At 48.2% G+C, this 15,768-nt stretch carries 15 protein-coding genes; all 15 read left to right on the top strand.

The window, feature by feature from the left end; genetic code table 11:
* Positions 1 to 101 precede the first annotated feature (101 nt).
* Entirely contained in the window at positions 102 to 851 is a 750-nt protein-coding gene (locus BN1546_RS05420; protein WP_013369832.1) for a YveK family protein, read from the top strand.
* Positions 832 to 1,509 carry a CpsD/CapB family tyrosine-protein kinase gene (locus BN1546_RS05415; protein ID WP_090736362.1) on the top strand — a complete coding sequence of 226 codons (678 nt, stop codon included), beginning with the start codon at positions 832 to 834 and terminating at the stop codon, positions 1,507 to 1,509. The genes BN1546_RS05420 and BN1546_RS05415 overlap by 20 nt, the downstream gene beginning before the upstream one ends.
* Before the next feature lie 84 nt (positions 1,510 to 1,593).
* Positions 1,594 to 2,292 carry a sugar transferase gene (locus tag BN1546_RS05410; protein ID WP_013369834.1) on the top strand — a complete coding sequence of 233 codons (699 nt, stop codon included), beginning with the start codon at positions 1,594 to 1,596 and terminating at the stop codon, positions 2,290 to 2,292.
* Between the two features lie 33 nt (positions 2,293 to 2,325).
* On the top strand, positions 2,326 to 3,264 hold the full coding sequence (locus tag BN1546_RS05405; protein WP_064962383.1) for a GDP-L-fucose synthase family protein: 939 nt from the start codon (positions 2,326 to 2,328) through the stop codon (positions 3,262 to 3,264).
* 20 nt (positions 3,265 to 3,284) lie between these two features.
* On the top strand, positions 3,285 to 4,274 hold the full coding sequence (gene gmd / locus BN1546_RS05400) for a GDP-mannose 4,6-dehydratase (protein ID WP_013369836.1): 990 nt from the start codon (positions 3,285 to 3,287) through the stop codon (positions 4,272 to 4,274).
* Positions 4,275 to 4,396: 122 nt separating this feature from the next.
* Positions 4,397 to 5,740 (top strand): flippase, encoded by a 1,344-nt coding sequence (locus BN1546_RS05395; RefSeq protein WP_090736359.1) that lies wholly within the window; start codon positions 4,397 to 4,399, stop codon positions 5,738 to 5,740.
* Positions 5,727 to 6,995 carry a hypothetical protein gene (locus BN1546_RS05390; RefSeq protein WP_090736356.1) on the top strand — a complete coding sequence of 423 codons (1,269 nt, stop codon included), beginning with the start codon at positions 5,727 to 5,729 and terminating at the stop codon, positions 6,993 to 6,995. The genes BN1546_RS05395 and BN1546_RS05390 overlap by 14 nt, the downstream gene beginning before the upstream one ends.
* Before the next feature lie 699 nt (positions 6,996 to 7,694).
* Positions 7,695 to 8,909, top strand: a complete 1,215-nt coding sequence (locus BN1546_RS05385; RefSeq protein WP_090736354.1) for a glycosyltransferase family 4 protein — start codon at positions 7,695 to 7,697, stop codon at positions 8,907 to 8,909.
* Complete coding sequence (locus BN1546_RS05380; RefSeq protein WP_090736351.1) at positions 8,906 to 10,147, top strand: glycosyltransferase family 4 protein; 1,242 nt, start codon at positions 8,906 to 8,908, stop codon at positions 10,145 to 10,147. The genes BN1546_RS05385 and BN1546_RS05380 overlap by 4 nt, the downstream gene beginning before the upstream one ends.
* A complete protein-coding gene (locus tag BN1546_RS05375) occupies positions 10,122 to 10,934 on the top strand; it encodes a WecB/TagA/CpsF family glycosyltransferase (RefSeq protein WP_090736348.1) in 813 nt (270 codons plus the stop codon). Before BN1546_RS05380 ends, BN1546_RS05375 begins: the two co-directional genes overlap by 26 nt.
* Before the next feature lie 53 nt (positions 10,935 to 10,987).
* On the top strand, positions 10,988 to 12,328 hold the full coding sequence (locus BN1546_RS05370) for a UDP-glucose dehydrogenase family protein (RefSeq protein ID WP_090736346.1): 1,341 nt from the start codon (positions 10,988 to 10,990) through the stop codon (positions 12,326 to 12,328).
* A gap of 13 nt (positions 12,329 to 12,341) precedes the next feature.
* A complete protein-coding gene (locus BN1546_RS05365; protein ID WP_090736343.1) occupies positions 12,342 to 13,319 on the top strand; it encodes an LCP family glycopolymer transferase in 978 nt (325 codons plus the stop codon).
* Positions 13,320 to 13,437: 118 nt separating this feature from the next.
* Positions 13,438 to 13,935, top strand: a complete 498-nt coding sequence (locus BN1546_RS05360) for a hypothetical protein (RefSeq protein ID WP_025678077.1) — start codon at positions 13,438 to 13,440, stop codon at positions 13,933 to 13,935.
* Between the two features lie 115 nt (positions 13,936 to 14,050).
* Complete coding sequence (locus tag BN1546_RS05355) at positions 14,051 to 14,971, top strand: ABC transporter ATP-binding protein (RefSeq protein WP_031463077.1); 921 nt, start codon at positions 14,051 to 14,053, stop codon at positions 14,969 to 14,971.
* Complete coding sequence (locus tag BN1546_RS05350) at positions 14,964 to 15,746, top strand: ABC transporter permease (protein ID WP_090736341.1); 783 nt, start codon at positions 14,964 to 14,966, stop codon at positions 15,744 to 15,746. The genes BN1546_RS05355 and BN1546_RS05350 overlap by 8 nt, the downstream gene beginning before the upstream one ends.
* Positions 15,747 to 15,768 lie beyond the last annotated feature (22 nt).

Below are 15,768 nucleotides of genomic sequence, written 5' to 3'. Positions count from 1 at the left end.
CTATAGATTAGAGGGTCATGCATCGTTCTTTTCCCCGTCATGCAGAGGATCAGTACAAGCGTTATTCATCGAAAACAAGTCAAGCAGGGAGGACTGGTCTTGTGCAGTTGAAAGAGTACATCCGTTTGATCCGCAAAAGAATGTGGTTGATTGGCAGTATTGTACTGTTGGTGTGTACTGTAGTAGGCATAAAAAATGTATATTTTACCCCGCAGGTTTATGAAGCTACTGCCAAGCTCATTATTAACCAGACGCCACGACCGGATCGTGCAGGTGTTGTCGATTACAGTGTAGTGCAAACCAACATAGCCTTAACGAACTCCTATAAACAAATTATGATCTCCTCGGCGATTATGGATCAGGTGGTCGCCAGCTTCCCCGATCTCAAGGTTACTCCGTCAGCTTTGGCGCAAAAATTGAGAGTGAACACCGCAGGTGACTCACAGGTCATGGATGTAACAGTCCGCGACTTGTCGTATACGAAGGCTGTGAAAACCGTCAATGCGGTAGCCAAAGTATTCAAACGGCAAATTCCCTCTATCATGAAAATGGACAATGTCACCATCCTAAGCGAAGCCAGCCTGAATGATCCAGCAGTTCCCGTGAACAATAATCCCGCTATACAGATTTTTATTGCTTTTGCCATTTCTTTATTGCTGGGAATAGGCTTGGCGTTTTTGCTGGAGGTATTGGATGATACATTTAAAAATGAGGAAGATATTGAAAAAGAACTTGGTCTGCCTACCCTATCCCTGATTACAAAAATGAAAAAAGAAGATAGACGCTCTGACAGCTCTACTACAACTCCTAAACAGGTAGGTGAGGGACAATATGCCGCGATTAATCAATAATCAGCTCGTTACATCCTTGCATGCTCAGTCTTCCGTGTCGGAGGAGTACCGCATGCTCCGCACTAACATTCAGTTTTCTTCTATAGACGAGCCGATTGAGGTGATGATGGTGGCGTCCGCTCAGGCGGGTGAAGGCAGAACAGTCACGATTAGCAATTTGGCTGTAACCTATGCACAAGAAGGAAAAAAGGTGCTGGTTATGGACATGGATTTGCGTCGGTCCTCCTTGCATCATATGTTTGGTTTGCGCAATCATACAGGGCTTACACGGGTACTTGCCAATCAACAGACATGGCAGGATGTGGTTCAGGAAACTGGGATTGATCATCTGCATGCGATCACGGCTGGACCGAATCCACCCAATCCGTCCGAGATGCTCAGTTCCCGTAGAATGAAGGCTCTACTAGTTGAGCTCAAAGAACATTATGATGTGATTCTGATGGATACGCCACCCCTGCTGTCTTTTCCGGATGGCTTCATTGTAAGTGCCATGTGTGATGGTGTCATTTTGGTAGTGCAGGCAGGGAAGGTCAAAAAGGATGTCGTTAAGAAGGCGAAGGCAAATTTGGAAAGAGTAAAGGCGCGCATTTTGGGTGTAGTGCTCAATAACGTGAAGCGCCGCGCCGAGCGTGGTATGGAGGAACGCAATCTGACATGAATAAATCGGGGGAAATAAGAGTATATAAGATTCTTTTAACAATGTATTAATAATATTTATCAACAAGGAGTGAGGTGATGAGACGTGTCTTCTTCCCGCTCGAACAAGGCCAAAGTGCTGAGCGCGTCAGTGGATGTATATTCGGTCGCTCATGGGCTTGAACGACGACAAGGATGGAGCGTATATCCGTTCGTGAAGCGAAGTATGGACATTATACTGTCTTTTATTGGAATCATCGTACTATGCCCGGTATTTCTGCTCGTCATTTTGTTGATCAAGCTGGAGGACCCCAAAGGAAGTGCATTATTTTATCAAATCCGTATTGGTAAACATGAGCGACCGTTTCGCATGATCAAATTTCGTTCCATGGTGTCTGATGCCGAGGCCAGATTGTCTGCATTGCTGGTGGAAAATGAAATTGAGGGTGCGATGTTCAAAATGCGGGACGATCCCCGAATTACCCGTGTGGGCCGCTTTCTTCGCAGAACGAGCATCGACGAACTACCGCAACTCTTCAATGTACTGCGTGGGCATATGAGCCTTGTAGGACCCAGACCCCCATTGCCAAGAGAAGTTCATGATTACACCATGAGGGATAAGCTGCGTCTGACGGTCACACCGGGCTGCACCGGACTATGGCAGATCAGCGGTCGTAATCATCTAAGCTTTGACCAGATGGTAGAACTGGATTTGGAGTACATATCTAGACGCAGTTTCCGCACGGATATGATCATCATGCTGAAAACATTCCGTGTGCTGCTGGGCTCCAAGGATGCATATTAAAGTCATTTTAACAAAGAGGGGTAGGAGAGAAGGATGGAGCTTCATTCCAACATTTATGTAGCAGGGCACAATGGACTGGTAGGTTCCGCTATTGTCCGAGCGCTTCAGAAAGCGGGATATCGTCATATTATTACTCGCACAAGCCGTGAACTGGATCTGCGCAATAAAGAGGCCGTAGATCATTTTTTTGATACAGAGCCCGTGGATTATGTATTTCTGGCAGCAGCCAAGGTGGGCGGGATTTTGGCCAATAACGAATATCCGGCTGATTTTATCCGTGACAATCTGCTTATACAAACCAATGTGATTGATGCGGCATACCGGAAGAATGTAAGCAAGCTGTTATTCCTAGGCTCTACATGTATCTATCCCAAATTTGCTCCACAGCCGTTGCGAGAAGAATATCTGCTTACAGGTGAGCTTGAGCCTACCAACGAGGCCTATGCGGTTGCTAAAATTGCCGGGATCACAATGTGTCAGTCCTACAACCGTCAGTATGGAACCCGTTTTATTTCGGTGATGCCTACGAATTTATATGGTCCGGGCGACAATTTTGATCTCCAAACCTCTCATGTGCTACCTGCGCTGATCCGCAAGTTTCATGAGGCTAAGCTGAATCAATCTCCGACTGTAGAAGTATGGGGCTCCGGTACGCCTCGGCGAGAATTTCTTCATTCGGATGATTTGGCTGATGCCTGTCTATTCCTGATGAATAACTATGAGGGAAATGAGATTGTAAATATTGGTGTGGGTGAGGATATTTCCATCCGTGAGCTAGCTGAACGAGTCAAAAATGTAGTCGGCTATGAGGGCGAAATTACTTTTAATACTTCCGTTCCTGACGGAACGCCGCGCAAGTTGGTAGATGTATCTCGGATTTCCGGGCTGGGCTGGTCGGCGCGTATTTCACTAGAAGAAGGATTAAGGTCTGTATACCAGGCATTTCAAGGTCTGGATCTGGTTGAACAATAAATAACGGTGGGGGAATTGGAATGAAAAAAGCGCTGATCACTGGGATTACCGGACAAGACGGGTCTTATCTGGCTGAGTTGCTGCTGTCCAAGGATTATGAGGTGTACGGGGTGCGCAGACGAACCAGCACACCGAACTTTGAAAATGTAGCGCATATCCAGAATGACATTCACTGGCTTTCTGGTGATATGACCGATCTGGCTTCGCTGATCGAAGCCGTCCGTCAGTCCAACCCGGATGAAGTCTACAACTTGGCTGCTCAATCCTTTGTAGCGGCCTCATGGCCGCAGCCCTTGGCTACAGGGCAAATTACAGCATTATCTGTCACCAATATGCTGGAGGCCGTTCGAATTGCCAAGCCGGAGGCGCGCTTTTATCAGGCTTCAAGCAGCGAGATGTTCGGTAAGGTACTGGAGACGCCGCAGACAGAAATGACCCCGTTTTACCCACGTAGTCCTTATGGTGTCGCCAAGGTGTACGGCCATTGGATTACAGTCAACTACCGCGAAAGCTTTGATATGTTTGCTTGCTCAGGTATTTTGTTCAATCACGAATCGCCCCGCCGAGGGTTGGAGTTTGTAACACGCAAAGTGTCGGATGCAGTAGCTCGTATCAAGCTGGGATTGCAGCAGGAGCTGCGTATGGGGAATTTGGATTCCCTGCGAGACTGGGGTTTTGCAGGGGATTATGTAAAGGCGATGTGGCTGATGCTTCAGCAGGATCGACCAGATGATTACGTGATTTCCACGGGAGAAATGCATTCTGTGCGTGAACTGCTGCAAATTGCTTTTTCTCATGTAGGTTTAAATTACGAGGATTACGTCGTGATTGATCCGCAATTTGTTCGACCGGCAGAGGTAGATCTATTGCTTGGCGATTGTGCCAAGGCGAAGGAAAAGCTGGGCTGGCGATTGGAAGTCGGCTTCGAGCAGCTTGTTCGTATGATGGTGGATGCAGACTTGGAGCGTGTAAAAAGGCAGGCTGCAGTCGAAGCTTCTGTCGTCGTGTAAGAGGTGGAGAGGCCACCCGCCTGGCCGGGGGGTCTCTTCGTTGTACATGATTTCAGCTGTATGACAGCTCAACAGATCATAAAGCAATGCTTAAGGTCATTTTTCAAGATGGAGTAGAACATATGACATTAGTCAAGAAACGTGCCAAACCGCGCAGAAGTTTGCTGGTGAATACATCCTGGCTGTTCGGTGACAAAATGATTCGCATGGTGTTCGGGCTGGCGGTTAGCATCATCATGGCGAGAGTGTTGGGACCAGAGGAACTGGGAAAATGGAATTATGCGGAATCCTTTTTCGGGATGTTCCTGATTTTCACGACCCTTGGCTTTGATTCTATATTAGTACGCGATCTTGTCAAACACCCTAAGGATGAGCACGAGCTATTGGGTACGGCGGTTCTGCTGAAGTTGTTAGGTACTTTGGTAGCCATTGTACTGTCCTATTCCTTTATTTCACTGCTCAGACCGGAAGACAGTTCAGTACGGTTAATTAATCTGATTCTGGCTACGGCCTCGGTATTTCAGTTGTTTGATATTATCGACTACTGGTTTCGTGCACAGATGTTGTCCAAATATACGGTTGTTGCCAAGAATACCGCCTTTGTCCTCGGTTCCACCGTCAAAATCATTTTATTGTTGTCCGGTATTCCAATCTGGGCAGTGGCGTTGTGTGCTCATGGAGAGTTTCTGCTCGGAAGCCTGCTGTTGCTGTATTTCTTCCATAAGGAAGGACGGCGTGTGAACAAGTGGACGTTTCGCTTCACAACTGCTCGGCGAATCATGGATCACAGCTGGCCGATTATTTTGTCCTCCTCCGCTGTATATGTACAGGCACGGATTGATCAGGTCATTATCGGTGAATTGTTGGGAAACGAAGCAGTCGGGCAATACTCCGTTGCACTCCGACTCATCGAGGTGCTGGGCTTTATCCCGGTCGTGCTAACGACAGCCTATGCCCCGGTGGTGACGCGTTCCAAGCAGAAAGGAAGCGACGAATACAGACGGACGTTGTCTAACGTGTATCGGCTGATGTTTATATGCTTTCTTGTGACATCAGTCCCCTTATTTTTTCTATCCCAATGGGTAGTAGTTGTGCTGTATGGGAGAGAGTTTGCTGAAGCAGGTTCGCTGTTGTCATTGTTTGCGATTCGTCTATTTTTCACCAACTTTAGTGTCGCCAAAAGCTTGTTTATCACCAATGAAAATTTGTTCAAATACACGTTGCTGACCTCGGTAATAGGTGCGGTTACGAATATCGCCTTCAATTACGCGCTGATCCCATGGCTTGGGGTTCGAGGGTCCTTAGTGGCGACGATATTGTCCTTTACGATATCTGTATTTCTAATGGATTTGTTGTTTAAGGAAGTCAAAGCCAATTTGGGTTGGATGATGAAGTCAATCCTGACCTTCTGGCATGTTCATATTACAGTACCGAAAGTTGGAGAGAACAATCATGATACCGATTAAACCATTTGTTCGGCATGAGGAACAGTGCCCGCATTGTGGAGACACGTTACGTGGGGGAGAGGTACTGTGGCAGGGAATCCACGTATGTGTCAGTACTAAGTGTGAGGGTTGCGGACGTGAATATCTTGAGGATATGAGGGTCGGTCATGCGACGTATTCCCCTTATCGTGTAGAAATGCCTGACTATATCCTGACCGGTGATGCGAAGTCAAGAAAATGGCTCGGAGAGCCTTTGCGGCAATCCTTGATGAATCCTTCCTATGATTTAGCAGTCGGTATGACCGTGCATAAAAAGAAAGCTTCTTCGCGTGTAATTATTGTCAACACCATAGATTATTTGTATGGTCATGCGTTGCTTAAGCTGCTGAATGTTCAGCGCGAATACGAGCAATCACCGGAAATGGGGATCATCGTTATTGTGCAAAAGTCGCTAGAGTGGATGGTGCCGGCATATGTGTCTGAAATTTGGACGGTCGATGTGCCGTTCAGCAAGGCACGAAACTTTTATCCTCTGCTACATCATCGGATGATTGAGGAATTGATACGTTTTGATGAGGTGTATGTCAGCCCGGCATATTCACATCCCAGCCAGTTTGAAATTGAGCAATTTACAGGGGTCTCCCGTTATGACGAGGAAGTTGAGTCGGATCCACGCATTACCTTTGTATGGAGGGAAGACCGCTTGTGGAGCGGTAGCCATCATATTGCCAGAGCGGTACAAAAATTCCCACAGCTCAAACGTGGCCTGAAACCGCTAATTTATCATCAACGCAGCAAAATCATTGGGCTGTTCCGCAGACTGAGAGAAAGCTTTCCTGATCATCGTTTTACAGTTGCGGGACTTGGACGCACGGGAAGCTTCCCGGCATGGATTTCTGACGAGCGCGTCTCACGCTTCGATCGGGATAGTGAAATGCGGGTATGTGAGGTGTACGCAGCCAGCCGATTAGTCATTGGCATTCACGGCTCCAATATGCTGCTGCCTTCTGCACATGCAGGTATGACGATTGATTTGATGCCTAAGGACCGATGGGGCAATTATGCCCAGGACATTTTATTTCACGAAACGGATCATCGGCTTACAGCCTACAAATATCGCTTTGTACCGATGGAATCGAGCGTGACTTTGGTAGCGGATATGGCAGCCGCCCAGCTTAAAGGGGCAGACCATTTTAATATGCAGATGATGGAGGAAAGACAGCGGCAGGGGGAACATTCAAGTTGGAGGGGAAAGGCCGCTACGGGACGGGTTTGATCTTCCGATCGCTGTTGACGTGGGATTCCTTGGTTTGAATAAGCCCTATAGAGGGCGGAATCCCACGTCAAAGGCGAACGCTGACGCTTCTTCAGATTCAAATCCTTACCCTCCGCTACGTTTCACCGCCGCCAAAAAGAATTTCTCCCTGCCTATAAGGTGGGGGAGGTAAGAGCCGCCTGGCGATAGCTGCGCCCTATCGCCGCGAACTTCACACCGAGCATGCAACCGATGTAATTAATGCTCTGTATAGCTCTCTCAAGGCGAAAGAGCTTGATGAATAGTACTCACGGCAAGCGACAGTCAAGCCTAGTTAAAGCATCTTGCTCAGCTTAGCGGTAGTATAGCCATGCTTGCTTGTGAGCGTGCCATAACGTGCCAAGCTTACAAGTTGTTTGACGAAACAACGCCCTGTATGTATTCGCACGCGTACATCGCGCAGCGATGGCACTTCATGCCCAGCATTCCCTTTTTTAAGATGGGGTGACTTTATGGAAACGGCGGTCAGCAGAGGAGTGGTCCATTTGAATCTGAAGAAGCGCTAACGTTCGCCTTTGCAGTGGGATTCCTACCTCGTAATGTTTTATATATCCAGGAATCCCACTGCAACAGCGATCGGAAGATCAAATGGAGCGTGCAGCGGTCTCTAAACCCCGCATGCCATAACTCACCCAATATGAAATGGCAGGAGTACTGATGATGATTCCAAAAATACTGTATCTTCGCAACTTTGCCAGCAAGGTGAATGGAGCCTCATACAATTTGCAGGAAGTCGGCTTGGGTAAAGCGCTCGTCCGTAAAGGCTACGATTGCGATATTGTTTACTACAATGATCGTAAGGAGACCCATCTGGAACAGGTCTACCGCCACGCAGGCTGCACCTTGCGCATAATCTGGCTGCACGGGTTCAAGTTCTTAAGCAACAGCATCTACAGGGATGTTCTCAAAGATTCTTTTCTGGCAGCTTATGATCTGGTCATTACTACAGAATACAACCAGATCATGACCTACCTGCTTTCCCGTAAATGTCCCGATAAGCTGGCGCTGTATCACGGTCCATACCGAGATAATACGCATGCGCTGATCCGCAAACTGTACGATGTTATGCTGCTGCCTAAGGTGACAAAGTCTCTACGCCGAACCTATGTCAAATCCGATCTTGCCAAGCGCTATCTGGAGAATAAAGGCTTTGACAACGTGATAACGATTGGGGTCGGACTGGATCGCAGCAATGTAGAGAGAGGGTTCAACAGTGACGACCAAAGCGGAGAGCGCGAGGAAAACCGTGAGGTTGCGAATGAGCTGCGTCGGATCGGAGATCGCCCGGTGCTGCTGTATGTCGGTGTGCTGGAGGAACGGAGAAATATACGTTTTATGCTGAGTACGTTCAAAAGAGTACTCCAAAAGCATCCTGGCTGCCTTTTGTTAATGGTTGGGAATGGACGGAAGATAGATACGGATCGTTATTGGGCTTATGCTCAGCAACTGGGGTTGACGGATAGAATTATACATTTTCCAAGAGTGGAGCAACGTCATCTGTGGCAGATTTACGGAGCAGCGGATTTGATGCTGTTTCCGACCCAATACGATATTTTTGGCATGGTACTGCTGGAAAGCATGTTGTTCCGCGTCCCGATTATTTCTTCGGTGAACGGTGGCTCGGTTACCTTGATTGAGGACGGAGTAAGCGGAGTGATGCTGAGAAGCTTTTCGGAAGAGGAATGGGCTGGCCGTATAGGCACGTTGCTGGAGGATGCTGAGCTTAGACAAAGCCTAGCCGAGAAAGCATTTCTTACGATCGAGCGTATGTCGTGGGATCGGATTGCAGATGAAATCGTAAGCCAGCAACGGATCAAACCCATGAGCTCCAATCACGCTATGCAATCAACACAGGAAAGTGGGGCGGCCACGTGAGTCAACAGGTTAGCAGACGAATGACCCCGCCTGTAAGCAAAGTACTGATCATCCATAACTTTTATCAGCAAAGTGGGGGAGAAGACAAGGTTGTCGAGCAGGAATCGGCTATGTTGCGTTCCAGAGGAATAGAGACGGAGCATTACTATGTGCATAACGACAGCATTCAAAGCAAAGGATTGGCCAACATGGCAAAACTGGCGGTAGAGGCAACCTGGTCCTTCCCAGAATTCAAAAGGATCAAAGAGTTACTTTTGCGAGTGAAACCGGATGTGGTACATGTGCACAATTTTTTCCCGGTCATATCCCCTTCGGTCTATCATGCCTGTGAACGGCTGGGGATTCCGGTTGTCCAGACCCTGCATAATTACAGGCTGATCTGTCCGGCGGCAACCTTTATGCGAGGGAATGAAGTTTGTGAAAAATGCCTGCACGGCACGCTGTTGCACTCCATCCGTCATGGATGTTACCGAGGCTCGCAGCTGCAGACGATTCCGGTGGCGGCGATGATTAAGTTCAACGAGCTGATCGGCACATGGCAGCACAAGGTAAGTCGCTATATTGCGCTGACGGAGTTTGCACGGGACAAATTTGCCGAAAGCGGCATTCCGCTGGACCGCATCGCAGTAAAACCGAATTTTGTCCATCATCAAACGGTGAAAGCCAAGTATGATCCCAATGATCGTTATTTGTTGTTCGTGGGGCGGATTTCAGCTGAAAAAGGGGTTCGCAATCTGCTGCAAGCCTGGTCACAGCTGGAAGATCGGGGCGGATTGAGACTGGTCATCATTGGAGATGGTCCGGAAAAGGCTGAACTGGCGGCTGCTCATCCGCAGGAAGATATTCGGTTTCTCGGCAAGCAAGATGGAGACACGGTGCTGTACTGCATGAGCCGGGCCATGTATGTGATGGTGCCTTCTATTTGGTATGAAGGTTTTCCGATGACGATTGTAGAGTCCTATTCCGTGGGAACGCCGGTATTGTGCAGCCGAATCGGCGCATTGGAGGAAGTTGTGGAGGACGGGGTGACGGGTTTTCATTTTCAACATGATGATCTGGAAAATATTAAGACCGTGATTCGTCGTGCAGTAGCCTATGAGAACTATGCGGCTATGAGACAGAAGGTGGCGCAAAACTATGCTGCACACTATACGGAAGAAGTGAATGTGAAGCAACTGCTGGCGATATATAGCGAGGCTATGGAGGAATGCGATGATGAAGCAGCTGCCCCAGTATAGAGTCGGAAGGATTGCGAGCACAGATGTTGCAGCGCTGACGTTTCAGGAGACGGTACATACGCTGGAACAATGGGCAGTCGGACGAAAGGACAGCTATGTATGTATTTGCAACACTCATTCCATTGTCACGGCCGGAGATCTTCCCGAATTCCACGAAGCGCTCACTCAGGCTGATTTGTGTACTCCAGACGGTATGCCACTGGTTTGGGCACTCAAGCTGTACGGATTCGAGCGTCAGGATCGAGTAGATGGCCCCAGTTTGATGCTCAAGTTGTGTGAACGTGCGCCACAGACGGAGGTGAGCGTATATTTTTACGGCAGTACGCCGGATACGCTGGATAGCTTAAAAGACAGGATAGGACAGGATTACCCTGGAATTCGTATCGCGGGCAGCTTTTCACCGCCATTTCGTGAACTTCAGCCAGACGAGGAGAAACGGATCATTGAGGAAATCAATGCTTCAGGTGCGCATATCATATTCGTCAGTCTGGGCTGTCCGAAGCAGGAAATCTGGATGCATCGCAACAAGGATCGTATCCGTGGCGTGATGATTGGAGTAGGGGCTGCCTTTGACTATATTACAGGCAAGGTTCGCAGGCCACCGCTAATGATACAAAGATTGGGACTGGAATGGCTGTACCGTCTGATCTGTGAGCCAAAGCGTTTGTGGAAGAGGTATGCCTATAACAATCCAATGTATATCTATCGTTTTCTCAAATCCTATCGACATAATAAAAGGCTCACGCTCTATCATAATCGGCATACAGGGAGAGGCATAGAGAAGTAAAGCGGGGCAAAAGTACAGTGAAATAAGACAGCATGTAAAAAGGGGGAATTGCTTTGAAGCTATGTGTAATAGGTGCCGGGTATGTCGGACTGGTGTCAGGGGTCTGTTTTGCCGCGCTTGGCAATACCGTCGTCTGTATCGATCAGAATGAAGATAAAATTCGGCAGTTGCGTGCAGGCGGGGTACCGATTTATGAACCAGGCTTAAAGGCTCTAATTAAAGATAATGTGGAGCAGGGACGGTTGAGCTTTACAACAGATACCGCAGCTTCGGTGCAGGCAGCTGATATTGTTATTTTGGCGGTAGGTACACCTTCATTGCCGAGTGGTGAAGCCAACTTGTCCTATATTGAAGAAGCAGCGTGCGAGGTGGCAGATGCCATGAATGGCTACAAGATCATTGTTACCAAAAGCACGGTTCCTGTCGGAACGAACGAGCGTATTCAAAATTGGATTGCTAGTCGCACGAACTATCCTTTTGGTATCGCTTCAGTTCCTGAATTTTTACGAGAAGGATCGGCGGTTATAGACACCCTACAGCCAGATCGAATCGTCATTGGAGCTTCCGATCCGCATGTATCCGCAGTACTAACTACTCTGCATGAGCCGCTGACCACGAATATCTTAACCACGGATATCCGTTCGGCCGAGATGATCAAGTACGCGTCGAATGCCTTTTTGGCGACCAAAATTTCGTTTATTAATGAGATTGCAAATATTTGTGAAAAGGTGGGTGCAGACGTTACACGCGTGGCACACGGTATGGGGCTGGATCAGCGGATCGGTTCCTCCTTTTTGTCCGCTGGTATTGGCTATGGGGGTTCGTGTTTTCCCAAGGATACGCAGGCTTTAATTCAAATTGCAGGCAACGTGGACTATGAATTTAAGCTGCTGAAATCCGTGGTGGAGGTGAATCAGGGACAACGTTTTAACGTGATTCGCAAGCTGAAAGAGGCACTGGGTGAGCTGGAAGGAGCTACGATTGGCATATGGGGGCTGGCATTTAAACCGAATACAGATGATGTAAGAGATGCCCCGGCACTGGATATTATGCAGTCACTGTTGGAGGCGGGGGCGCATATTCGTGCATATGACCCGATTGCTACTGCTAACTTCCGCCGATTGCTGGACAGCCCGGAAATAAAGTGGGCCGATAGCGCGCGGGAAGCAGCAGAAGGATGCGATGCATTGTGTCTATTGACGGAATGGGAGGAGTTTGGTGAGGTCGGACTAGGTGAGCTGAATGAGCTGATGAAGTATCCCATTATGATTGACGGGCGCAATGTGTATAGGGAAGAACAAATTAGACAATCTGCCTTTGCATACTATTCTGTTGGCAGACCACAGATGAACAATCTGGATATAGATCGTCATCAGTCTGTAGTGAATCCGTAAAGGGAGGATGACTATGAAACGATGGCTGAAGATGACATTGGGGACTGTGGCGTTATTGGTTGTAGGAGGTGCTGCATATACCGTCTATGTGTATCATTCCTTTAAAACAGCGGCTGATGCGATGTATCATCCACGCAGCATCGTGCAGCCCGGAGCGGTCTCTACCCTTGCGACAGGCGGAGCAGGGCACTCCGCAGGAACAAACACTGGAACAAGTACACCCAATCCGGCAGCCATCTCTCAGTTTAAGCCGTTCACCGTGCTGGTGCTGGGTGTAGATCGGCGACCGCACGATCCAGGACGATCCGATACGATGATCGTTCTATCTATGAATCCCGCCAAGGGTTCGATGTTAATGTTCAACATTCCGCGTGATACACGAACAGAGTTGATCGGTAGAGGGCGTGAGGACAAAATCAATCACGCGTTTGCTTTTGGGGGCGTGGATATGTCGATCCGTACGGTAGAGCATTTTTTGAACCATCCGATAGATTACTATGTACAAATGAATATGGAAGGGTTTGCGAAAATGGTGGATCTTGTGGGGGGAGTGGAGGTCTACAATCCACTTGATTTTCAGTATGAGGGGCATCATTTTGCGCAGGGGAATTTGAACTTGAACGGAGTAGAAGCATTGGCCTATGCCCGTATGCGATTTGATGATCCGCGTGGGGATCTCGGGAGAAATGCTCGCCAGCGAGAACTGCTCAAGCAAATTCTTGCCCAGTCCATCAGCAAGGAAGGGCTGTTGCGAGTAAAACCGCTACTGGAGGCAGCGGGGGAGCAGATTCGCACAGACATTACCTTTGATGATATGACGACCTTTCTGACCCGGATCGGTCCGTCCCTTAAGCAGATGGATACCGTTGAGGTGAAGGGACATGGGAGCAAAATCAACGGCGTGTATTATTACATCGTAGATGAGCAGGAACGCCAACGTATCCATGGAGTGCTGGAGAAACATTTGGTCACCACTTCTGCATCGCCTTAGACATCCCTTATGCAGGCAAATGTCCTATAGGGAGGACCCGCTATTCTCTTCTAAACTCACCTTGTCCTACATACATCTGTAGAGTATTCGGTATAGTCCAACAGAGGGAGGGACATATGTGCTGCTTAGAAGGAGAGCGGCTTCGGCGTTCGTCCGTAAGCTACTGTATTTTGCAATCCTATGTGGATTGCTATGGCTGCTGTGGATGGGTCTGCGTGGGGTGATGTCTACGGGGGAAGGGGATCAAGCCGTAGAAGCGCTGAACGAGTTCTACACGATGGAGCAATCGGGGAATTTTGGCGGCTCCTGGGAGCTTTTTCATTCACAAATGAAGAAGAAATTCGAGAAGTCCACGTATGTACAGCAGCGTGCGCACGTTTTTATGCAGGATATGGGGACGGATACGTTTACGTTTGAACTGGGGGAGCCGCAGGTAGAATATGACATTCGTACCGATCCAAATGGGGAAGATTTAGGGAAGGTTTACCGTATTACGGTCACTCAGCATTACAAGACCCGATTCGGTAATTTTGATATCGTACAGCCTTGTTATGTGACGCAGGAAGATGAGGAGTGGAGGGTGCTTTGGATATACAAGGAAAAGGAACAGACGTGATATGGTGTTCCCAAAGGTGTTTCTGAAAGGATAAATATGGTACAATACTTCCAAAACCGGAAATGTACAGTAAAATGGATGACAGCTTCACTCCGGATGGAAGGAGTTTCATAGCATGCAGCAAGCGACAGGGCAGGTTCCCGTCATACGTATGGAGGGTGTGAGTAAAATCATTTCCTCAAAAGCGATCGTGGACAATCTGACACTGGAGGTTCCGGCCGGACAGGTATTTGGTTTTCTCGGACCCAACGGTGCGGGAAAAACGACCACCATTCGTATGATGGTTGGCCTGATTTCGATCAGCAAGGGTGATATTCATATTTGCGGAGACAGCATCAATACCGATTTTGAAAAGGCTGTTTCCCATGTCGGTGCGATTGTTGAGAACCCGGAGATGTACAAGTTTTTGACAGGCTATCAAAATTTGCAGCATTTTGCGCGCATGTCTCCAGGGGTGACCCAAGAGCGTATAGATGAAGCGATTCGTCTGGTGGGACTCGGAAACCGAATTCACGATAAAGTCAAAACCTACTCGCTCGGGATGCGACAGCGACTCGGAGTAGCTCAGGCGATTTTGCATCGTCCGAAGCTGCTCGTGCTGGATGAGCCGACCAATGGCTTGGACCCGCAGGGTATTCGTGAACTGCGGGATTATTTGCGTCAATTAACCCGTACGGAAGGAATTACGGTGTTTGTATCGAGTCATTTGTTGTCCGAAATGGAGCTGATGTGCGACCGCGTGGCTATTATTCAGAGCGGACGGTTGGTAGATATCAAGCAGTTGAAAAATACAGAGGGAGAAGTGCAGACGGCGGAAATTGCTTTTGAAGTCAATGATGCCGAGCAAGCTTATACGCTTGCTGGAGCAGGGCGCGTCGAAGGCAATCAACTACTGCTTCACCTGGAGCGGGAACAGATTGCAGAGATGAACAGTCTGCTGGCTGCAAATGGAGTCAAGGTGTACGCCATTCGCCCGGTTGCCCGTACATTGGAAGATCAATTTTTGGAAGTGACGGGAGGCGGGTCCATTGGCTGATTTCTTCAAGCTGGTACATAATGAAAATCTCAAAATCTACTTGCGTGTGCGCACATGGATCATGCTGGGGCTGCTGGCAGTCATCACCGCTGTGATTCCGATGCTGATTTCTCTGGTTTCCGATCAGGTGAGTGTGTGGGATGGCATCGCATTGACAACGTTATTTACATTTTTCCTCAATACGACGTTTACGGTCATTGTAGCTGCTGATTCGGTGGCTGGTGAATTTACATGGGGAACGATTAAGCTACTGCTTATTCGCCCTTGGACTCGCAGCAAAATTCTGTTGTCCAAGTATATATCGGTGATTTTGTTCAGCTTGCTCGGAACGATCGTTTTGGTTTTGATGGTTACGCTGTCCTCCTGGCTGATGTTATCGAAGGACGCACCAGCGGGCTCTGTTCCGCTGTTCAGTGATCCGGTATCTTACGTAACGCTGAACTTTTTGTATAGCTATATCGCCTTATTCGTGACCATGGCTTTTGCATTTATGTTATCTGCGGTGTTTCGTTCGAGCGCCTTGGCGATTGGTTTGTCTTTGTTTATGATGTTCACCAAAACAGTGTATAACTCGATTGGTTTGTTCAGCACAGATCGTTTTGAATGGACCAAATACGTACTCTTTACGCATATGGATCTGAAAAAATATCTAGATATGCCGCCGGGTACAGTAACTTCCGATCTAACCTTTTCGCTCACTGTGTTGGCTGCTTATTATGTGGTTTTTATCGCAATTGCCTGGGTGGTTTTCGTAAAACGCGATGTTTCAACCTAAACACGTATCTCTTAGAATGTGT

Source organism: Paenibacillus sp. Mc5Re-14 (assembly GCF_001049835.1).
Taxonomy (GTDB): domain Bacteria; phylum Bacillota; class Bacilli; order Paenibacillales; family Paenibacillaceae; genus Paenibacillus; species Paenibacillus polymyxa_C.
This window is presented reverse-complemented; position numbering and strand designations above follow the sequence as displayed.

What these genes read in the sequence shown, in the direction of transcription:
- BN1546_RS05375 (WP_090736348.1), top strand. Translation starts at nt 10,122, where the DNA reads ATGATGAAGCAGCTGCCCCAGTATAGAGTCGGAAGGATTGCGAGCACA.
- BN1546_RS05415 (WP_090736362.1), top strand. Translation starts at nt 832, where the DNA reads ATGCCGCGATTAATCAATAATCAGCTCGTTACATCCTTGCATGCTCAG.
- BN1546_RS05385 (WP_090736354.1), top strand. Translation starts at nt 7,695, where the DNA reads ATGATTCCAAAAATACTGTATCTTCGCAACTTTGCCAGCAAGGTGAAT.
- BN1546_RS05395 (WP_090736359.1), top strand. Translation starts at nt 4,397, where the DNA reads ATGACATTAGTCAAGAAACGTGCCAAACCGCGCAGAAGTTTGCTGGTG.
- BN1546_RS05390 (WP_090736356.1), top strand. Translation starts at nt 5,727, where the DNA reads ATGATACCGATTAAACCATTTGTTCGGCATGAGGAACAGTGCCCGCAT.
- gmd (WP_013369836.1), top strand. Translation starts at nt 3,285, where the DNA reads ATGAAAAAAGCGCTGATCACTGGGATTACCGGACAAGACGGGTCTTAT.
- BN1546_RS05405 (WP_064962383.1), top strand. Translation starts at nt 2,326, where the DNA reads ATGGAGCTTCATTCCAACATTTATGTAGCAGGGCACAATGGACTGGTA.
- BN1546_RS05365 (WP_090736343.1), top strand. Translation starts at nt 12,342, where the DNA reads ATGAAACGATGGCTGAAGATGACATTGGGGACTGTGGCGTTATTGGTT.
- BN1546_RS05355 (WP_031463077.1), top strand. Translation starts at nt 14,051, where the DNA reads ATGCAGCAAGCGACAGGGCAGGTTCCCGTCATACGTATGGAGGGTGTG.